The sequence below is a fragment of the Streptomyces sp. NPDC012508 genome, assembly GCF_042902595.1.
Taxonomy (GTDB): Bacteria; Actinomycetota; Actinomycetes; order Streptomycetales; family Streptomycetaceae; genus Streptomyces.
On the sequence record NZ_JBIBEO010000001.1, the window covers coordinates 639,336 to 656,322 of the forward strand.

General features: G+C 69.9%; 16 protein-coding genes and 1 pseudogene. 8 read left to right on the forward strand and 9 right to left on the reverse strand.

All coding sequences use genetic code 11. The features are described from left to right. Positions 1-427 precede the first annotated feature (427 nt). From ACFY8U_RS02645 to ACFY8U_RS02655, 3 genes and pseudogenes are all read left to right on the forward strand, one after another. A pseudogene (locus ACFY8U_RS02645) lies at positions 428-1,148 on the forward strand (ATP-grasp domain-containing protein). Between the two features lie 663 nt (positions 1,149-1,811). Continuing rightward, positions 1,812-2,675, forward strand: a complete 864-nt coding sequence (locus ACFY8U_RS02650) for a phosphatase PAP2 family protein (RefSeq protein ID WP_389564652.1) — start codon at positions 1,812-1,814, stop codon at positions 2,673-2,675. Beyond that, positions 2,675-3,628: a YihY/virulence factor BrkB family protein gene (locus ACFY8U_RS02655; RefSeq protein WP_389564655.1), complete on the forward strand. Its 954-nt coding sequence runs from the start codon at positions 2,675-2,677 to the stop codon at positions 3,626-3,628. Before ACFY8U_RS02650 ends, ACFY8U_RS02655 begins: the two co-directional genes overlap by 1 nt. A gap of 135 nt (positions 3,629-3,763) precedes the next feature. Here the strand turns inward: ACFY8U_RS02655 and ACFY8U_RS02660 are convergent, their stop codons facing one another. Next, positions 3,764-4,840 carry a hypothetical protein gene (locus ACFY8U_RS02660; RefSeq protein ID WP_389564658.1) on the reverse strand — a complete coding sequence of 359 codons (1,077 nt, stop codon included), beginning with the start codon at positions 4,838-4,840 and terminating at the stop codon, positions 3,764-3,766. A gap of 68 nt (positions 4,841-4,908) precedes the next feature. Between ACFY8U_RS02660 and ACFY8U_RS02665 the strand changes: the two genes are divergently transcribed. Then, the gene (locus ACFY8U_RS02665; protein WP_389564660.1) at positions 4,909-5,514 is read left to right on the forward strand and encodes a hypothetical protein; all 606 of its coding nucleotides are present in this window, start codon (positions 4,909-4,911) and stop codon (positions 5,512-5,514) included. Positions 5,515-5,553: 39 nt separating this feature from the next. On the opposite strand, the gene ACFY8U_RS02670 is transcribed toward ACFY8U_RS02665, so the two are convergent. Next, entirely contained in the window at positions 5,554-6,207 is a 654-nt protein-coding gene (locus ACFY8U_RS02670; RefSeq protein ID WP_389564663.1) for a hypothetical protein, read from the reverse strand. Positions 6,208-6,383: 176 nt separating this feature from the next. Between ACFY8U_RS02670 and ACFY8U_RS02675 the strand changes: the two genes are divergently transcribed. Continuing rightward, positions 6,384-6,557 carry a CsbD family protein gene (locus ACFY8U_RS02675; RefSeq protein WP_389564666.1) on the forward strand — a complete coding sequence of 58 codons (174 nt, stop codon included), beginning with the start codon at positions 6,384-6,386 and terminating at the stop codon, positions 6,555-6,557. A 238-nt stretch (positions 6,558-6,795) separates the two neighbouring features. On the opposite strand, the gene ACFY8U_RS02680 is transcribed toward ACFY8U_RS02675, so the two are convergent. The 4 genes from ACFY8U_RS02680 to ACFY8U_RS02695 all read right to left on the reverse strand — a co-directional run bounded on the left by ACFY8U_RS02680 (position 6,796) and on the right by ACFY8U_RS02695 (position 9,701). Next, on the reverse strand, positions 6,796-7,218 hold the full coding sequence (locus ACFY8U_RS02680; protein ID WP_389564669.1) for a DUF6003 family protein: 423 nt from the start codon (positions 7,216-7,218) through the stop codon (positions 6,796-6,798). Positions 7,219-7,264: 46 nt separating this feature from the next. Continuing rightward, positions 7,265-7,675 carry a hypothetical protein gene (locus tag ACFY8U_RS02685; RefSeq protein ID WP_389564672.1) on the reverse strand — a complete coding sequence of 137 codons (411 nt, stop codon included), beginning with the start codon at positions 7,673-7,675 and terminating at the stop codon, positions 7,265-7,267. Continuing rightward, a complete protein-coding gene (locus tag ACFY8U_RS02690; RefSeq protein ID WP_389564675.1) occupies positions 7,672-8,409 on the reverse strand; it encodes a three component ABC system middle component in 738 nt (245 codons plus the stop codon). The genes ACFY8U_RS02685 and ACFY8U_RS02690 overlap by 4 nt, the downstream gene beginning before the upstream one ends. A 239-nt stretch (positions 8,410-8,648) precedes the next feature. Continuing rightward, positions 8,649-9,701: an EcsC family protein gene (locus tag ACFY8U_RS02695; RefSeq protein ID WP_389564678.1), complete on the reverse strand. Its 1,053-nt coding sequence runs from the start codon at positions 9,699-9,701 to the stop codon at positions 8,649-8,651. A 360-nt stretch (positions 9,702-10,061) separates the two neighbouring features. Between ACFY8U_RS02695 and ACFY8U_RS02700 the strand changes: the two genes are divergently transcribed. Beyond that, positions 10,062-11,570 carry a DUF4246 domain-containing protein gene (locus tag ACFY8U_RS02700; RefSeq protein ID WP_389564681.1) on the forward strand — a complete coding sequence of 503 codons (1,509 nt, stop codon included), beginning with the start codon at positions 10,062-10,064 and terminating at the stop codon, positions 11,568-11,570. 9 nt (positions 11,571-11,579) lie between these two features. Here the strand turns inward: ACFY8U_RS02700 and ACFY8U_RS02705 are convergent, their stop codons facing one another. Further along, positions 11,580-12,953, reverse strand: a complete 1,374-nt coding sequence (locus ACFY8U_RS02705; protein ID WP_389564684.1) for a cryptochrome/photolyase family protein — start codon at positions 12,951-12,953, stop codon at positions 11,580-11,582. Between the two features lie 251 nt (positions 12,954-13,204). Between ACFY8U_RS02705 and ACFY8U_RS02710 the strand changes: the two genes are divergently transcribed. Continuing rightward, on the forward strand, positions 13,205-13,636 hold the full coding sequence (locus ACFY8U_RS02710) for an SRPBCC family protein (protein ID WP_389564687.1): 432 nt from the start codon (positions 13,205-13,207) through the stop codon (positions 13,634-13,636). 112 nt (positions 13,637-13,748) lie between these two features. Here the strand turns inward: ACFY8U_RS02710 and ACFY8U_RS02715 are convergent, their stop codons facing one another. Beyond that, positions 13,749-14,327 (reverse strand): fasciclin domain-containing protein, encoded by a 579-nt coding sequence (locus ACFY8U_RS02715; RefSeq protein ID WP_389564690.1) that lies wholly within the window; start codon positions 14,325-14,327, stop codon positions 13,749-13,751. A gap of 98 nt (positions 14,328-14,425) precedes the next feature. After that, entirely contained in the window at positions 14,426-15,679 is a 1,254-nt protein-coding gene (locus ACFY8U_RS02720; RefSeq protein WP_389564693.1) for an NAD(P)/FAD-dependent oxidoreductase, read from the reverse strand. 200 nt (positions 15,680-15,879) lie between these two features. Between ACFY8U_RS02720 and ACFY8U_RS02725 the strand changes: the two genes are divergently transcribed. Then, positions 15,880-16,941 carry a MerR family transcriptional regulator gene (locus ACFY8U_RS02725; RefSeq protein WP_389564696.1) on the forward strand — a complete coding sequence of 354 codons (1,062 nt, stop codon included), beginning with the start codon at positions 15,880-15,882 and terminating at the stop codon, positions 16,939-16,941. Positions 16,942-16,987 lie beyond the last annotated feature (46 nt).

The following is a 16,987-nucleotide window of genomic DNA, read 5'->3' on the forward strand; positions in this document are numbered from 1 at the left end:
AGGGGGCGCACTCCGGGGCGCCGGGGCCGGAACCGTTTCCTGCGTACGACCGGTGCGCAGGCCGACGGGGTGCGGGGCCGACCGGGGCCGTCGGGGAATGTCCTGATCCCGTCTTCCCCGGGCGGCCCCCTCCGGTGAAGCCCTGCGGTGAACCCTCCGTTGAGCCCGAAGGGGGTGGACGATCCGACGACTTCATCGTCCGGCCGAGGGGCGGGACCCGCCGGCTGCCGAAGGGTCGATCAGCCCCTGGAATGCCGGCCCGTCGTCTTGTGACGAACACTCGGTCCGTGCGCGAGCGTGTGTCGGACCTGCTCCGCGGGCCCTGATACTCGCGTGCGGCTGGGAGGGGACAGGTCTGGCGTGGCGGCTTTGCACGTGTTCGGAGGAGGAAGCGGTGCTGGTCATGCCCGGGCGGCGGACGTCGACGATGGAGCTGTCGGCCGTTGAGGCCGCGGCGCGGGGGATGGTGGTCCTGGCGGCGGAGGAGACCGGCGCGGCGGTGGGACCGGCCCACTGGTACGGCGGGGGCGCGGCTGGCCGGACGGCTCGGGTTCGCGTTGCTCGAACCGGCGGACGACTGGCTTGCCGAGCTGCCGGAGGAGTTCACCGGTCGCGAGGTCCGTGCGGCCACTGTCGCCGACGCGTGGGCGGTCGAGCGGCCGATGTTCGTCAAGCCGCCGCGTGACAAGTCCTTCCCGGCGGACGTCTACGCCGATGGCTCCCGGCTGCCCGCCGATCTGGACCCGGCGACACCGGTGCTGCTCTCCGAGGTGGTGACCTTCGCCGCCGAGTACCGGATGTTCCTGCTCGACGGACGGATCGCCGCGGGCAGCCGGTACGCGGTGTTCGGCCGGCTCGACCCACGTCCGCTCGACAGCCACGGGGCCATCGCCGAGGAGATCGCCGAGTTCGTCGACCGCCTGGTCGCCTCGGCCGGCCCCGCCCTGCCGAGCGCCGTCGTCGTGGACGTCGGACAGCTGCGCGACCCGTACCGCCCCGGCCACCGGTGGGCCGTGGTGGAGGCCAACATGGCGTGGTTCTCCCACGCGTACGCCGCTGACCCGGCACGGGTGCTGGACGTGGTGCTGCAGGCGGCGGGTCCGCGCGAGCGGGTGCAGCCGGGGGATCTGCCGTTCGTGCGGCACTGAGCCCTCAGTAACGCCCCTGCCCTCCGGCGCCTCGCCTGCGACGTATGGAGAACTCCAACGGGCCACCCGCAGAAGGAGGATGAGGGACGCGAAGAACCGCCTCGGGCCGCGCCGGGGCGACCGACGCGGCGAGCGAGGCGGCGAGCGGGCGCATCAGGCGCCGGCGTGCCGCGGAGCCGCTGTCTGTCGGGGACGCGCTGCCTTTCGGGGCGCAGCCGTCATTCGTGGAACGAGGGCGGGTCGCGGAGCGGTTGCGTGGCGCGGCGCCGCGTGATGGGCCGGCTCGCGGCCGGTTTCCGGTCGAAGGCGTCGGAGCCAATGGGAGGCCGCGCCCAGCAGGGCGGCGAAGATCACCGAGAGAAGCACGGAGACCCACATCTGCCGGCTCCCGGGATGCGCCCGTCCCGTCCACACCGCCGCGGCCGCCCACAAAAGGAAGCCTGCCGCGTAGAAGGCACGGACCCGGCGCAGTTGCCGCGCGGCCCGCAAGGACGTGAGGTGATCAGTCTTCGGTGCCATGCCGGCCCGTGTACCCCGGACGGCGAGAACCATCGGAGCGCGTACGGCATTTCTCCCGGAGACCGGTCGACGTGCCCGTGGGCGAGAAGGATGCGCGGCGGGGATCGGCACATCATCCGGCGGTGGCCGGGCAACCAGACTGTCATGACAACGGGGTGGGGTTCGGGTGCGAGGTTCTGCCGGCTCGCGGCGCTGGTGCCGGTGCAGACGACTTTGATGGTGGGGGCGGGACTCGCCGTGACGTCTGCCGGGACGCACACGCGGCTGGAGTCCCTGGAGCTGCGCGCCATGCGTGAGGCGGTGGCGTACCGCGGGGACCGGCTCGACGTGGTGTCCCAGTGGTTGTCGGCACTGGCCCGCACGGAGACGGTCGTCGGCGTGACGCTGGCGTCCCTCGTGGCGCTGCTGCTGTTGTCGGGCGGGCGATGGTGGCGTGAGGCCGGGTTCCTGGGGGCCGCGGTCGCTCTGCAGTCGGCGGTCTTTCTCGCCGTCACCGCCTGGGTGCAGCGGCCGCGCCCAGGGGTTGCTCCCTTGGACACGGCGCCGCCGACGTCGAGCTTCCCCTCGGGGCATGTGGGTGCCTCCGTCGCCCTGTACGGCGGATGGGTCGTACTGGCGCTCGCTCGTGCCCGCGGGCCGTGGCGGTACGCATCGACCGTGCTGCTCCTGGTTCCCGCAGCCGTGGGGGTGTCCCGGATCCACCGTGGCATGCACTATCCCACCGACGTCCTGGGCGGTCTGCTCAACGGCACCCTGACGCTCCTGCTCGTGGGGTGGGTCGTACTGTCGGCCCGCTCCCCCGCCGAGGACCGCCCCGGCCGTCCGCGACCGTCCGAGGCGGTGCTTGGTACGGCACTCGGTGAGGAGGCCGGTGGCCCTGGCGGGCTGCGGGCCGGACCCGACCCCGCTCGACGGCGCGGGCGGTGGATCGGCGACGTCCGGGGCACACTCGCCCCGCGAGCGGACGTCGATGTGACGCGATCGTCGGCTGCACGGAAAGGACGATGATGGGCACCGCCACACGCGTACCGCAGCGACGTGACGTCGTCGGGGACGAACTGTCCGGTGACGAGGCGTGGACCGCTCTACGCCGGTACGGGGGGTGGAGCCTGGCGAGGGACTCGTTCATACGTTTCCGTTACGCCGACGGCTTCACTCACTCGCGCGCCCTGGCGCTGCAGACCGTGCTCTCCCTCGTACCGCTGGCCATCGTGGCGATCGGCCTCTCCGGGGTGCTGCACACGGAGGGCATCGGTCGTGTCGCCGAGCTGACCATCCGTCGGATCACCAGCGGCCCCAGCCAGGAGATGGTCGAAGAGGCGCTGAGCCTGAGCCGCCGGCACGCGGGCGACGGGGGTGAGGCGGCGCTCTGGCTGGGGCTGCTCTTCTCGCTTGTCAATGTCACGACCAGCCTGTGCCAGGTCGAACGCGGCGCCAACCGCATCTACGGCGTCGAACGGGACCGGCCCTTCCTGCGCAAATACCTCCGGGGGACGGTGATGGCCGTGCTGGCCGGGTTGCCCCTGGGGCTGAGTTTCCTCCTCACCGTCCTCGGCTCCGATCTGACCCAGGCGTTCGCGGACGTCTACGGTCTCGGGCCGGGCGCCACCCGCGCCTGGGAAGTGGTGCGTTGGCCGGCGGGAGTGCTGCTGGCCGTGCTGGCCACCAGCGCGATCTTCCGGCTCTCCCCGCGCCGGGACCAGCCCGGCTACACGTGGCTGGCCTTCGGCGCGATCCTGTACCTGGTGCTGTGGAACGCGGCGACCTGGGGGCTGAGCCTGTACGTCGGGGCGAGCAGTTCCTTCACCAGTGTGTACGGGCCGCTCAGCGCGGTCATGGCGTTGCTGCTGTGGTCGTACCTGACGTCGCTGGCCCTCTTCCTCGGCGTCGCGTTCGCCGCACAGCTGGAAGCCGTGCGGGCGGGAGTGGAAGAGCCGGCCGGGCCGGATCCCGGAGTCTGACCGTCGGCCCCTTTCCGACCCCGGCCCTCTGCCTCCCGCCCTTCGACGGCCGGGTCACGCACGGCTCCGTGACCCCGTACGGCCTCAGCTGCGTGGCAGCACCGCGGTCTGGAGGGTGTGTGCAGGCCCGACGGTTCATTGGATCAGGTCGGTGTGGGGATGTTCGGGGGAGGTCGGGCAGACGTAGATCTGCATGTTGTCCGTGCTGCCCACTTCAACCCTCGTCGGCTGCGAGGGATCCTGACCCGCGTAGTGGGAGTCGGCGAGGGCGGCGGCCCGGTCTTCCCGCGGCGCCCAGCTGTGACCTTCACCGCCGTCCCACTCCCATGAAGCGATCGTCAGTAGCGGGACCATCTGCACCTCGCACACCACGCAGTACCGGGGGTTCGGATCGGTGCGGCCCCAAGGGGGCCAGCCGCCGACCTTCCAGCCGGGTGCGTTGCCCAGATGGATGGAGTAGAAGTCGCGCGGGTACTCCGCGTAGGAGCTGTCCAGGCCGGCGCCGGCTGCCTGCCACCTGTTCCAGTCCTCCAGCATCCGCTGCAGCTCCGGGCTCAGGTCCAGGCTGTTGGGGTACTCGGTGATCGCTTCTGGCGCCAGCAGGCACCGTTCCGGCACGTAACCCGGATAGTCCGCCTCGTACGGTTCTGGTGGTGTGGCGAGGATGTCGCCGACCTCCGCGGCCGACCGCCAGAACAGTGCGGTCGCCGGCTTGTAGTCCGGTTCGTGCTCGTGCGGGCACCAGAGAATCTGAAGCAGATCGGCCTGCCCTGGCGGCCGCAGCAGGGGTATGTCACGCAGGAAGAGCTGAGCCACGGGCAGCATCGGGACCGGGCATTCGGCGGGCCAGGGAGGGCCGGCGTCGATCCGTTCGGCGAGCCACGCGGCATTGCGCTCCTTGAGCGCTTCCTCCTCGGGCGTGAACGCGGGAGGTCGGCCATCAGGGGTCCACCGGGACTGCATGCGTCTCTGGAGCCGCACTTCGGTCGGTGACCGGCGGAATCCGGTGTCCACGTGCAGATGTGCGTCTTCGCAGTGCGGCCACGGCTCCTCAGCCGGCCACAGCAGGGGCCCACCGACCGAGCTGTCCCTGACCGAAGGCGACCCCGGACGCGGATGCAGCCGCATCGCAGGTCGCGCCAGGGGAGCCAGCTCGGGAAAGGCCGCGGTCACATCCACAGGCCGCGGCGGAGTAGTTCGTACGGAACCCATGCCGGTGATCCTGCCACCGGCCACCGACAGTCTCCTGCCGCCTCAACCCGGCCACCGTGACACCAGGCATGCCGATGTGGCAACTGTCGAGCCTCGGCTCACTCGGACAGGAAGATCGAGATCTGCAGCTGGCGTACCGGGCCGTCTCCTTCGGATCACCGACCGGCATACTGGGCGTCATCCAACGGTGGGAAGCAGACAGCGTGCAATTCGACATATTTCGCATCGGCGCAAGCCTTGCGACCGCCACCGTGTTGGCATTCGCCCCGTCCGCCTGCGGGACAGCCAAACCCGCCCCCGCCCCGAAGGCCGTCACTCATGCCGAATTGGTCGGCCGGTGGGACGGGGAGGGGAAATGCGGATCGCCGATCGTCCGGCTACGCGACGACTACACCTTCTCCAGCAAGGACTTTCCGGTCCAGTGGGACGGCCCCGGGCCGGACTCGCAGGTGACACGCCGTTCAAGCGACGGGACATGGCATGGGGTCAACAAGGACCCCGGCCTGACGCCTTATCTGGTGCTTCGTTTCAAGAATCACAACGACCACCAGTTTCTGCCGTTCTATATGGAGCACGGAAAGCTGTGGATGGACGGGACTGTCCGCGCGGACGGCGGGGACCCCTATCCGTACTCATGTCACTACAAACGCACTTCCGCCGACCCCGAGGCCTAAGGGCTGCCCCGTAACTGCCGGGGGGGGTGACGGCCAGGCTCACACTGCGTCGTGGTGTGCTGCTGCGGCCCAGCGACGGATGTGCTGGTCGGGATGAGCCTGGGCGGATGCGAGTGCACTTTCAAGGAGTTTGTGCAGGTGCGGTGGGTATGCCGCGCGGGACGTGGGCAGGCTCAGCAGGACGCGGTGGCGCAACCGCAGATCGGTGGCCTCGGCGAACACCCGTATGGAGGCCTCCAGCCACGCGTACTTGATGTCCTGCGACTCGTCCAGAGCTGGATCACGTACCCCACCGGGTCCGTACGCCGGGGATCGATCTGCGCGCAAAGGCGCATGGGCGCAGTACCAGGCCCGCACGGCACCCGCTCGCTCAGCATCCGTGCCGATCCGGAGATAATCGACCAATGCTGCCATCACTCGGCGGCGTCCGAACGCGTAGACCGCTGGTTCGACGAACCAGCGGCAGAAGCTGCGATCTGGGTCGCATACGGCTGCCGCCATCAACGGGGCGAACAGCTCCTCGGGCAGACATGCACGTTCGAGCAGTGGCTTACGCACCGCGTGGGCGAGGTGGCGGGCAGGCCGGTCGTCCGACTTCATTGATAGGTCTTCGACGCCCAGCAGCCGAGCTACCTCCGTTGCGCACGCCAGGAATGAACGCGGTTCTATGCCGCTCTGTCCGTCTTCGGTCACGGCAGCATTCTGGACTGGCCACGTCGGCAGGCACAGCAGCATCGGCCGCTGCCCCTTGCACGGAAGGGCAGTGGCCGGCGTACAGCGGGACTTCGATCGTGGGGGTGGTGTTTGGGATCGGCGTGGGCGAGCAGAAGGGGCCTACGACCAATCCGGTACGCCACGAGGAGGTCCCCATGTCGGGCAAGCAGAAGTCCACGGCGAAGGCCGAGCAGGCCAAGGGCAAGGTCAAGGAGACCGTCGGCCGGGCCGTTGGCAACGAAGGCATGACGGCCGAGGGCCGCGCCGAACAGGCCAGGGGCGACGCGCGCCAGGCCAAGGAGAAGGCCAAGGACGCCTTCCGTCACTGACGCGGAGTCCGACTACGCCGGGGCCGGCCCGTCATCGACGGGCCGGCCCCGGCTGCGTCCGCTCTCGCCTCTGCCCCGTTCACGGAGCGGATGACAGCCGATGCACGCCCCTGCGGCTCAGCCGATCGGAGGCGTCGGTGTCCGGGAGCCCCGAACGAAAGTGCCCTGATGACGCACGCGGACCGCCGTCGCCACGAGTGAGGGGCGACGGCGGTCCGGTCTGTGCACGTCCCGCGGGTCAGGCGGTCAGGCGAGCGATGTCCTGCGGGTCCAGGCCGGTCAGTTGGGCGATGCGCTGCGCGGGGATGCCCGCGGTGAGGGCCCGGTGCACGAGAGCCTCCCATTCCTGGGTCGCGTCCCGGAAGCCGAGCAGTTCGCTCTCCATGTCCGTGACGGACTGGGGCGCACACTCCTGCTGAACACGGAGAGTCTCCTCCTCGCTCAGGGGCACCGGCAGACGCTCCGCGTCCTGCGGGATGAACATCTCCGCCTCCGCAGGGAGGATCCGGATCTCCTCGGAGGAGGCGGAGACTCCGTGGGCCTGCAACCAGCCGTGCACGGCCGGGGTTTCGGAGCATTCGAGCGCCCCGACGGTGGCCAGGGCCGCCCCGATCCGGGGATGCCGGGGAGGGAGGAGGAACAGGAATGCGTCATCAGCCATCGCGCGAATTCGCCTTCTCGGTGGTCAAGCAGCGGGCGCACTGATGCTAGCGCCCCACGTGCGCCCACCTCCCGCCCCTGGCCAGGAGTTCGAAGTCCTTGAAGGCCCGTCCGGCTTCGAGTTCGTCGAAAGCCGGCGGCGGGGATCCGGCCGGCTGGAACTGCAGGCACAGGCGCGGGGCGGCGGTCGTGCTGTTGGATGCCGGGCGGGCGGTGAACAGTTGCCGCTCCCCCACCACCAGTTGCAGTGCATAAATCTGGACGTAGTCGCGGACGACGCCGGCCTTTACCGGGTAGTTACCGCTGCCTAGGCAGTAGTCGGTGATGGTCGCGATCGATGTCTTGCCGGTGCGGGAATCGCCGGTGACGATGCTCAGTTTCCCGAGCTCGAACGGGAGGAGCTCCATCTGGTCGGGCTGCTTGCCGTAGAGGACGACGGCACGGATCTGGCAGGTCACGGACGAACTCCGAGCAGAGTCAGGGTGGTGACGGTGCTGCCGGCGGTCGGCAGCCAGCGTCCGAGCATGCCGGCCGCTTTCTGGATCGCGAGCGCCGTGGGTGCGCTGTCGCGGGGCTGGGCGGGGATGGCGCGAGGGGTCGCGAGGCTCAGGCTGGCATCCGGGTGCGCTGTCAGGACGCCTGTCTGGGTGGCGAAGAGCAGTCCGGCCCGAGCCACGGGGGTTAGCGCGGTGGTATTCGCGGCCATCATGACGCGGATCTCGGCATGGTCATCGTCCCATTTGGCCACGCTGGCATTGGTGTTCCTGGGCAGCACGTCACGGATCCCGGGTTGCAGTGCCATGACCGCCGCAGTTACAGCGACCGCGAGGGGGCAGCGCTCGTCGTGCCCTCGGTGTTCGCGCACAGCCCGTGCGCAGACCAGTGCCATGAACGCGGGATTGAACAGGACCCACTGCTTGGCGTACTCCTCGACCGTCTGTTGACCCAGTTCGCGGCGGGCCGCCGCCACGGTGGGCGCCGTGGTCTTCTTCTCCGCATACTCGATCGCATCGTCCTGCGTGTCGTATCCGGACTCCTCGCGCTGCTTGCCGAGGGCGTCGCGGAAACGGATCGAGTAAGGGTGAGGGCAGCGGGTGGGCTTGGCACAGCCGCAGTCCTTGAAGAAGGACCCCATGCCGCGGGCGAGCTGTCGGGCCATGTCGCGAACCATCCGGTCCAGCCCAAGAATCATGCTCAGGCGCCTGTTGCAGGTCGAAGGTCAGCAAGCGCGGACACCATGCGGACGCATGCTGACCGTTTGCTGACCCGAGGGGGGCACATGATGCCCCTGACCTGCGGCGACGCCAAATAGTCAGATCTTGGACTTGAACATGGTACGAAGCATGAACAGACGCCCGATTTGTCTGCTCCCTGCCTGCTTATTGCAGGTCAAGGGCGATCTTCGGAGACTACAACGATTCACCTGTCCGGTCAGCTGCCCACAGGTGTCTCAGGGCTCACACCGTCGGTCCGGGGGTCGCCGGTCCGGGGGTCGTCGTCCCGGTCGGTCGCCAGTGCCGTCGGCAGCGGCAGCCCGTACTTGTCGCACAGGAAGCGGGTCTGGCAGTACCGCTGGGCGTCGGCGGCCACCCTGCCGAGGATCGCGGAATTCATGCCGGCACCGATGAGGACGCCCACGAACGGCACGACCTTGGCGACGTTCTTGACCGGCACCCTGGTGCCGGCCGGGCCCAGCTGCTGCATCAGCTTCTCCAGGGCTGCCAGGAGGCGGTGGTCCTGGCGGAGCTTCTGTGACCACTTCATGCGCCCTTTGATCGCGTTCGCCGCCTGTGCGGTCTCACGCAACGGCTTGGCCTTGGCCGCCTGCGCCATGAAGGACCGCTGTACCAGGCGTTGGATGAAGTCCTGCTCTTTGGGGTCCTTGGCGTCGTAGCCGTAGGAGTACGCGATGCGCGATGCGATCGACGTGCTCAGGACCTGGATGACGAGGATGTCCGCTGTGATCGCGACGGGAATACCGGCGACGGGGACCATGGCCAGCAGGCCCATGGCGCCGCCTTCGAACGCGCCTGCGGTGCGCCACCTCAGGGTGTTCCGGGACAGCAGCCGGTCGCAGACCTTGAGATCCTGCTGCCGCAGTTCGGCGAAGCTGTCGAGTTCGAGGCCTTGCTTCCGGGCGAGCTTCTCGACGTTCTTCGGGTCGTTGAGCTCCATGGCCCAGTCGTTGACCAGCTCGAGCAAGGCGGCCGCTCCTGCGAGCGCCGGTCTCATGGCCTTGTCGGCGACCGCGTCGCCCGCGCGACGGATCGGTTCCGTGACCGTCTCCGGCACAGCGTCCGTGACCCGTCTCATGGCGTTGCCGGCGACCTCACCGGTGCGACCGAGGGCGGCGCTCGCCCAGTTCGGCAGACCGCGGCGGTTGTTGCGCCCCTGCCAGTGCTCGTTGAGCGTGTCCCAGACCCGCCCCTCGTACTCGCTCATCGGGGTTGCGGCGTCGACGAGTGGGTCGGTGTACGTACTCATTGAGGTTCTCCGTATCCACTGTGATCGCCGGGTCCACGATGCCTGCAAGAACGGCACGTGGGTGGAGCCGCAGTGCCGGGTGGGCCACGTCCGAGGTCGACCGCACCGCCACAGGCTCATGCGCATGTTCTAGGAGTTCGGACGCATCGCGCAGCAAAAGGGCGACATACGACTGGAGTTGTCCACTCGGACGACCGGACGAAGCGGGATGAGCCGGCCGACGCCGACCGCGGCCGGGCATCACGCGAGCGCGTCGCAGCCCCGGCTCCCGGGCCGGCGCTGACAGGGGCTGCGGCTGCGGTGTCAGTCCGCCGAAGTATCCTTCCCGGCACCGCACACCGACCGTGAGGATCAAGAGAATTGACCGGCCTGTCCGCTTTCCCGCTGCCCTTTCATGCTTCCCGTTCCATAGCGTTCGCTACGCCCCGAACACTGCGGGAACTTCAGATGATGCAGTGCAGCTCGCACATCCGGGCGAAGCCGGGGTGGTTCGACAAGATGAACGACGCCGACATCGTCGCCCGGTGGACGCAGGAGGCGGTCGCCCAGGGCCTCACCGAGGCGCAGGTTCGTTACGTCCTTGCCGAACTCCGGCATTACGCCGCGCTGCGGGACGGACGGACCGGCGTCGAGGTGTCCGCCGTCGACGGCGTGTGGCAGTCGGACGCACTGATCGACGACAAGCTCAGGGCCCGGCTGCGTGAGGCGGTTCGGGTTCTGGAACAGGTTCCCGAGGAAGAACTGGACTGGCATCCCGGATCCGACGGCCAGGTACTGGATCTGGTTCATCCCTCACTGTTCTGTCTGGTGCGTGAGGTGAGCGGAGCTCCCGATCGGGCCTGGGAGAACCCGACGAACCAGTACTCGAAGTACGAGTTCTCGGAGAAGTTTCAGTGGCTGCCGACGGACGTCGACGTGAATGACGACGGCGATGTCGCCTTCCGTTCCTACGTCAACAACGTCCACCCCGAGACTCATCACGAACTGGCCTCCGTCCTGCCGGACTTGTTCGCGCGCATGCGCCCGCTGCTGGAGAACGTGCTCACCGATCTGCGCCATCCGCGACCCCTGCGGATCGAGGCCGATCCATACGGGTGGTACGACTCGGAGCCGGAGTATCCGGACAAGTCTTCCTACAGTGATGCCGCGGCCCACGCGGAAGCCCTCCGTGCCTGGGAAGCCGCCCAGGACGACTGGTGGGAGAACCGCCGCCCGGTCGTCCCGGACGCCCCGGCCTTCACCGCGCCCGAGGTGCCCGACGAATCCGCCCGGGTCGACCTGCGCGGCCGCCGTCTCCAGGTCATCGTCAAGCTCGCCACCATTCATCTCACCCCGGACAAGCCCGAGTACCCCGGCGGTTCCTGGCATGTCGAGGGGATGCTGAACGAGCGGATCGTCTCGACCGGCATCTACTACTGGGACAACGAGAACATCACCGAGAGCAGCCTGAGTTTCCGGGCGGCCCTCGACGACCCGAACTACGAACAGAACGACGACAACGGTCTGCGTGAGGTCTACGGCCTGGAGGACGAAGACGCACTGAACCAGATGCTGGGATCGGCGTCGACGCCGGAAGGCCGCTGCCTGGCGTTCCCGAACATCCTGCAACACCGCGTCGGCTCGTTCCGCCTCATGGACCCCACCCGCCCAGGACATCGCAAGATTCTCGCGTTCTTCCTGGTCGACCCGTCGGAGAAGATCGTCTCGACCTCCGACGTGCCACCGCAGCAACCGTGGTCCGCCACCTCGACCATGACGCTTGAGCAGGCCAAAAACTTCCGCGAACAACTCATGCAGGAGCGCAAGTTCTTCGTCGACGAACACAACGAGCAGCTCTACGAACGAGAATTCTCCCTCTGCGAGCACTGACTCCCGGCGTCAGTCCTGGCCGCGGGCGCGGCGGAAGCGGGCCAGGCCGTCGACGAGCGTGACGATCGGGTCGGGGTAGTCGAGGGAGACGTCCAGCCGCCCGTTGAGCTTCCACGGTTCGTGGACCGCCGGGGCCTCCAGACCGGAGAGTTCCGGGACCCAGCGGCGGACGTAGGCACCGTCCGGGTCGTATCTCTTGGCCTGGAGTACGGGATTGAGGACGCGGTTGGGACGGGTGTCGGTGCCCGTGCCCGCGACCCACTGCCAGTTCAGCTGGTTGTTGGCGACATCGCCGTCGACGAGAAGGTCGAGGAAGTGGCGGGCCCCGTCCCTCCAGTCGAGGTAGAGCGTCTTGGTCAGGAAGGAGGCCGCGAGCAGCCGCCCCCTGTTGTGCATCCAGCCTTCGTGGGCGAGTTGCCGCATCGCGGCGTCCACCACCGGATACCCGGTCCGCCCCTCCTTCCAGGCCAGGAGATCCGCCTCGGCCCGCTTGCCCTCGCGCCAGCGGTCGTGGCGCGGACGGTAGTCCTCCGTGGAGCTGTGCGGGCGGGCGTTCAGCACCTGGTGGTGGAAGTCCCGCCAGCACATCTGCCGTACGAACGCGTCGGCGCCGGCCCCGCCCCGGGACCGCGCGCGGTGCACCACCTCGGTCGCGGAGACCGCGCCGAAGTGCAGATACGGCGAGAGACGGGAGGTGGCGTCGCCGGCGAGGTCGTCGTGCATGTCCTCGTACGCGTCGACGTGGCGTGACATCCACGCCGCGAGGCGCCGGCGCCCCTCCCGCTCGCCGCCGACGGCCAGTCCCTCGGACACGGCGGCGATCGAGCTCCGCGACGGCACGTCGTCGGAGCGTACGGCGCCGGGCACCGGGACCGCCCGGGGAGCCGCGACCGGGGAGCGCGGCGACTCGGCCGACCACCTCCGGTGGTACGGGGTGAAGACAGCGAAGTGGTCCGATCCACCAGGGGCGACAGCGCCGGCGGGCAGCACGGTGATCACCCCGTCGTGGACGTACAGCCGGCGGCCGTCCGTCTCCAGGGCGTGCCGCAGGCGCTCCTCTCGTCGGCGTGCGAAGGCGCTGCAGCCCGCCGCCATGTGCACCTCGTCGGCGTCGACCTCCCGGACCAGGGCGCACACCTCGTCCACCGTGTCGCCGTGCCGCACGACGAGTCGGCCGCCCCGCTCCCGCAGCCCTGCGTCGAGGTCGGTCAGGCAGTCGGCCAGGAACGCGAGCCGGTTGGGCGCGGCGAAGCCCGCACGGTCCACGGCGGGGTCGCGGACGAACAGGGGTACCACCTCGGGTGCCGATTCCAGCGCGGCGCGCAGGGGCGGGTGGTCGTGGAGCCGGAGGTCCGAGGTGAACAGGACGACCGAGACGTTCATGGCACCACTCCTGGCGATCGAGCACCGGGGCGGAGGCGGGTACGCCCGGTGGGCTGCTGCACGTGCACTACGTTCCTCTTTCTCCTCACCGAGTGCTCGCGGATGCGGCTGCTCCTCGCGGCCGGCCGCCCCCCACGATCGTGTGGTCCGGGCCGGATTCGTGCATCCACCGACGCCCTGTGAGGGGAAGGAGGGTCGACCAACGCACGGCGGCCCTCGGGCCGGACGAAGGAGGCGGCACAGTGATTGTGGTGCGACGGAGCATGCTCCTTTCCTGTCCTCTGGACGAGGCGGTCGCCTATCTGGAGGACTTCGGCCGGACCGAGGAATGGGATCCCGGGACGGTGCGCTGCGTGCGGGTCGACGAGGGGCCGGTGCGGCCGGGATCGTCCTGGCGCAACACGTCACGTTTCCGGGGGCGTACCAGCGAGCTCCTCTACCGGCTCGAGGCCCGGGAGCCCGCCCGCCTCATGTTCGTGGGGAAGAACAAGACAGTGACCGCGACCGATGACATGACCTTCGAGGCGCGGTCCGCCACGGAGACCGCGCTGACGTACGTCGGGTCCCTCAAGTTCCACGGTCTGGCGAAGCTGGCCACGCCTTTCCTGCGGACGGAGTTCGAACGGCTCGGTGACGGCGTGACCGAACGTCTCCCGGCCGCGGTCGCGAAGCACTACCGCTGATTGGTCCGGCCGCCGCGCCACGTTCCGGAGACGCCGCGCCACGTTCCGGAGACCGCGTCGTGGCGCGGTCTCCGGAACGTCCTGACCGCCGCGTTCCCGCGGCGGTCATTGTTCAGTTCGGCATCAGCACGGTGTCGATCACGTGGACGGTGGCGTTCGAGGTCGGCACATCGCCGCAGACGATCTTGGCGGTGCCGTTGACCGTGTAGGCGTCGCCGGAGCCGTCGGTCGTCACCGTGCCGCCCTGGAGCGTCTTGAACGAGCCGTCGGCCAGCTCCGCCTTGCCGACCTCCTGGTCCACGACGTGGTACGTGAGGATCTTGGTCAGGGCGGCCTTGTCCGCGAGGACCTTGTCCAGGTCCGCCTTCGGGATCTTCGCGAAGGCGTCGTTCGTCGGCGCGAAGACGGTGATGTCCTTGGCTCCGTTCAGCGTGTCGACCAGTCCGGCCGCCTTGACGGCGGAGACAAGCGTGGACAGTTCCGGGTTGTTCGACGCCGCGGTCGCGACCGGGTCGTCGGCCATGCCGTCGACGCTGCCCTCGCCTTCCGCCGGGAGGGCGCTGCAGCCGGGCCCGAACGGTCCGTTCCCCTCCGCGGCGACAGCCTGCGGGGCCAGTACGCCCAGCGACACCGGGAGGGCGACGGCCGCGGCGGCCGCGGCGACGCGGCGCATGACGTGCGAGGTGTTCATGATGCTTCCTCCTCCTGGGCCGGGTCCCGGAACCGGGGCCCGGCCATGGGCTGGAATTGCACTCTCACGAGGTATTCGGAGCGGCACCCCTCTCCGGATCAGGCGGGGGCGAGTCGATCGAGGTCGGCCAGCACCTCACGGGCCGCGCGGGATCCGGAAGCCAGCGCCCCCTGCAGCGAGCCCGTCGCCCGGTGGTCACCGCAGACGTACCTGCCCGGCGCGAAACGGGTGGTCCGCGAGAGCTCCAGCGGCGGGAGCATCACGGGGAGGGCGTCGTGCACCGTGACGCGATGCACGGCTTCCCAGGCCGCCGTGTCCGTGCCGTACACCTCGCCGAGGGCCTCGCGGACGGCTTCTTCCTCCGCCGGACCCGGCGAACCGAGGACGGAGGTCGACACCAACGCCCGCCCGTCGCCGGACCAGCCGCGCTGGGCTTCGGTCACGACGCAGGTGTTCAGGAAGCGCCGGCGCGCGTCGACCACGAGGGTCGGCTCGGCCAGGGGTGATCGCTCCGCCGCGTGGTAGAGGGTGGTGACGGTCCGGCCGGGTGGTACGTCGAGGCCGGGCAGCAGACGTCCGGCCGCGCTCTGCCCCGTGGCGACGACGACGGCGCGTGCCTTCAGCTCGCCTCCGTCGGCCGGCGCCACCCCGTCGGCGGTGAGCGAGGCGACCGGCGAACCGGTGCGTACGACCCCGGCGGGGAGACCGGAGGCGAGCTGAGCGGGGACCGCGCCGATCCCGTCGGCCGGCAGACACAGCGTGCCGCGCACCATGGACCGCCAGACGAGATGGAAGAAGCGTGCCGAGGTCTCCAGGTCGTCCTCGAGGAACACCCCGGACAGGAACGGCCGCAGGAGCGTCTCCACGAGTCCGGGTGAGAGGCCTGCGTCGGAGAGGGCGCGAAGGGTCGTGGCGTCGGGTCGCGCACGGAGCCGTGAGGCGGGCAGCAGCGTGTCACGCGCGGAGAGCACGCCCAGGGCCGCGAGGTCACGGGCGGAGGCCAGTCGGCCGGGCAGGAGGTCACGGCTCTCCCGGAGGCGCCGGGTGGGGTCGGTGAACCGGCGCGGCCCGTCGTCCGTGTGTACCAGCACGCCCGGAGTGAGCGGCCCCAGCCGGAGCCTCCGTAGGTTCAGACGCCGCTTGACCTGCGGATAGGAGGTGTTGAACACCTGGAAGCCGCGGTCGACGGTGAACCCCGCGATCCGGTCGGTCCGCATCCTCCCGCCGACGGTGTCGTCGCTCTCCAGCAGGCGCACACGTACCCCCGCGGCGACGAGGTCCGCCGCACAGGCCAGACCGGCCGCACCGGCCCCGACGACGACGACATCGATTCCACCGTCCGTCTTCCGCATCACCGCTGCCGCTCCTCTTCAGTCGGGGTGCCCCCGCTGCACGCCACGTCACACCGAGGCGCATCCGTACTTCCGCCGTCGGGTGCCGTACGGATGAGCCCGTGGCCCACTCCCCTACGGATCGGATCGGGCAGGGTCGACTGCCGGAGCACCTGGGTCCGACCTCGGCTCGCATCACTTGTGCGTCGTATCCTGGTCGTATGACCGAAACGGCGGCCGGCATCACGACAGGGGCCGTGGCTCGACGGCTGGGTGTCTCCCCCACCACGCTGCGATCGTGGGACCAGCGTTACGGCATCGGCCCGGCGGCGCGTGAGGACGGGCGGCACCGGCGCTGGTCACCGGCGGACGTCGAGATGCTGGAGGCGATGTGCCGGCTCACCACGTCGGGGGTGCCGCCGGCCGAGGCCGCCCGGGTCGCCCGGGCGCGCGCCGGTCGCCAGCCCGGGGAGCCGGCCGGGGAGCTCGCCGGGGAGCAGTCCCGGCGGCAGCCCCAGGACGCGTCCGATCAGCCGGCTCCCGACAGGACGGCATCCGCTCCCCCGCCCGCGCACGCCCCGGGTTCCGGCAACGGGCTGCCCCTCGACAAGGTCCACCAGGAGTTCCGCGGACTGGCCCGGGCGGCGGTGCGCCTCGACAGCCCCACCATGCACACCTTGCTGCACGATCTGGTGGCCGAACACGGGCTCGTCACCGCCTGGGAAGAGGTGATGGCGCCGACACTCCACGCCGTCGGCCGCAAATGGGAGTCCTCGGGTGACCGGTACGTCGAGGTGGAGCACCTTCTGTCCTGGCACATCTCCACGGCCCTCCGCCAGCTGATCGGCGCCGCGAGCCCGCGCGACCACGTGAATCCGGTGCTGCTGGCCTGCGTCCCCGCCGAGCAGCACACCCTTCCGATCGAGGCGCTGGCCGCCGGACTGACCGAACGAGGGCTGCCGACCCGGATGTTCGGAGCGGCTGTGCCGGCCGAAGCCCTGGACGCCGCGGTGCGGCGCCTGGGCCCGACGGCCGTCGTCCTCTGGTCGCAGGCGCGTTCCACCGCCAGTCACGCCCTGGCACGGCACGTGGCGGACATGTCCTTCGGCGTCAGGGGCGCCCGGACCCATCCCCTGGTGCTGCTCGCCGGTCCCGGCTGGGCCGGCCGCGCCACCGCACCGGGGATGCTCCGTCCCGGCGGGCTGCGCGAGGCACTCGACATCCTCGTCCACCGCTGTACGGCCGGCCCCCACACCGACGCGGTTCGCCACACGGGCGGCTGAGCCGGTTCCCGGGGCGTCGCATCGGGTGTTCCGCCGGTCACGGGGT

Bases quoted from the DNA above. Each gene is read 5' to 3' on its own strand.
- ACFY8U_RS02690 (WP_389564675.1), bottom strand. From the start codon at position 8,409: ATGATTCTTGGGCTGGACCGGATGGTTCGCGACATGGCCCGACAGCTC.
- ACFY8U_RS02660 (WP_389564658.1), bottom strand. From the start codon at position 4,840: ATGGGTTCCGTACGAACTACTCCGCCGCGGCCTGTGGATGTGACCGCG.
- ACFY8U_RS02720 (WP_389564693.1), bottom strand. From the start codon at position 15,679: ATGCGGAAGACGGACGGTGGAATCGATGTCGTCGTCGTCGGGGCCGGT.
- ACFY8U_RS02655 (WP_389564655.1), top strand. From the start codon at position 2,675: ATGGGCACCGCCACACGCGTACCGCAGCGACGTGACGTCGTCGGGGAC.
- ACFY8U_RS02675 (WP_389564666.1), top strand. From the start codon at position 6,384: ATGTCGGGCAAGCAGAAGTCCACGGCGAAGGCCGAGCAGGCCAAGGGC.
- ACFY8U_RS02665 (WP_389564660.1), top strand. From the start codon at position 4,909: ATGCCGATGTGGCAACTGTCGAGCCTCGGCTCACTCGGACAGGAAGAT.
- ACFY8U_RS02725 (WP_389564696.1), top strand. From the start codon at position 15,880: ATGACCGAAACGGCGGCCGGCATCACGACAGGGGCCGTGGCTCGACGG.
- ACFY8U_RS02695 (WP_389564678.1), bottom strand. From the start codon at position 9,701: ATGAGTACGTACACCGACCCACTCGTCGACGCCGCAACCCCGATGAGC.
- ACFY8U_RS02715 (WP_389564690.1), bottom strand. From the start codon at position 14,327: ATGAACACCTCGCACGTCATGCGCCGCGTCGCCGCGGCCGCCGCGGCC.
- ACFY8U_RS02705 (WP_389564684.1), bottom strand. From the start codon at position 12,953: ATGAACGTCTCGGTCGTCCTGTTCACCTCGGACCTCCGGCTCCACGAC.
- ACFY8U_RS02680 (WP_389564669.1), bottom strand. From the start codon at position 7,218: ATGGCTGATGACGCATTCCTGTTCCTCCTCCCTCCCCGGCATCCCCGG.
- ACFY8U_RS02650 (WP_389564652.1), top strand. From the start codon at position 1,812: ATGACAACGGGGTGGGGTTCGGGTGCGAGGTTCTGCCGGCTCGCGGCG.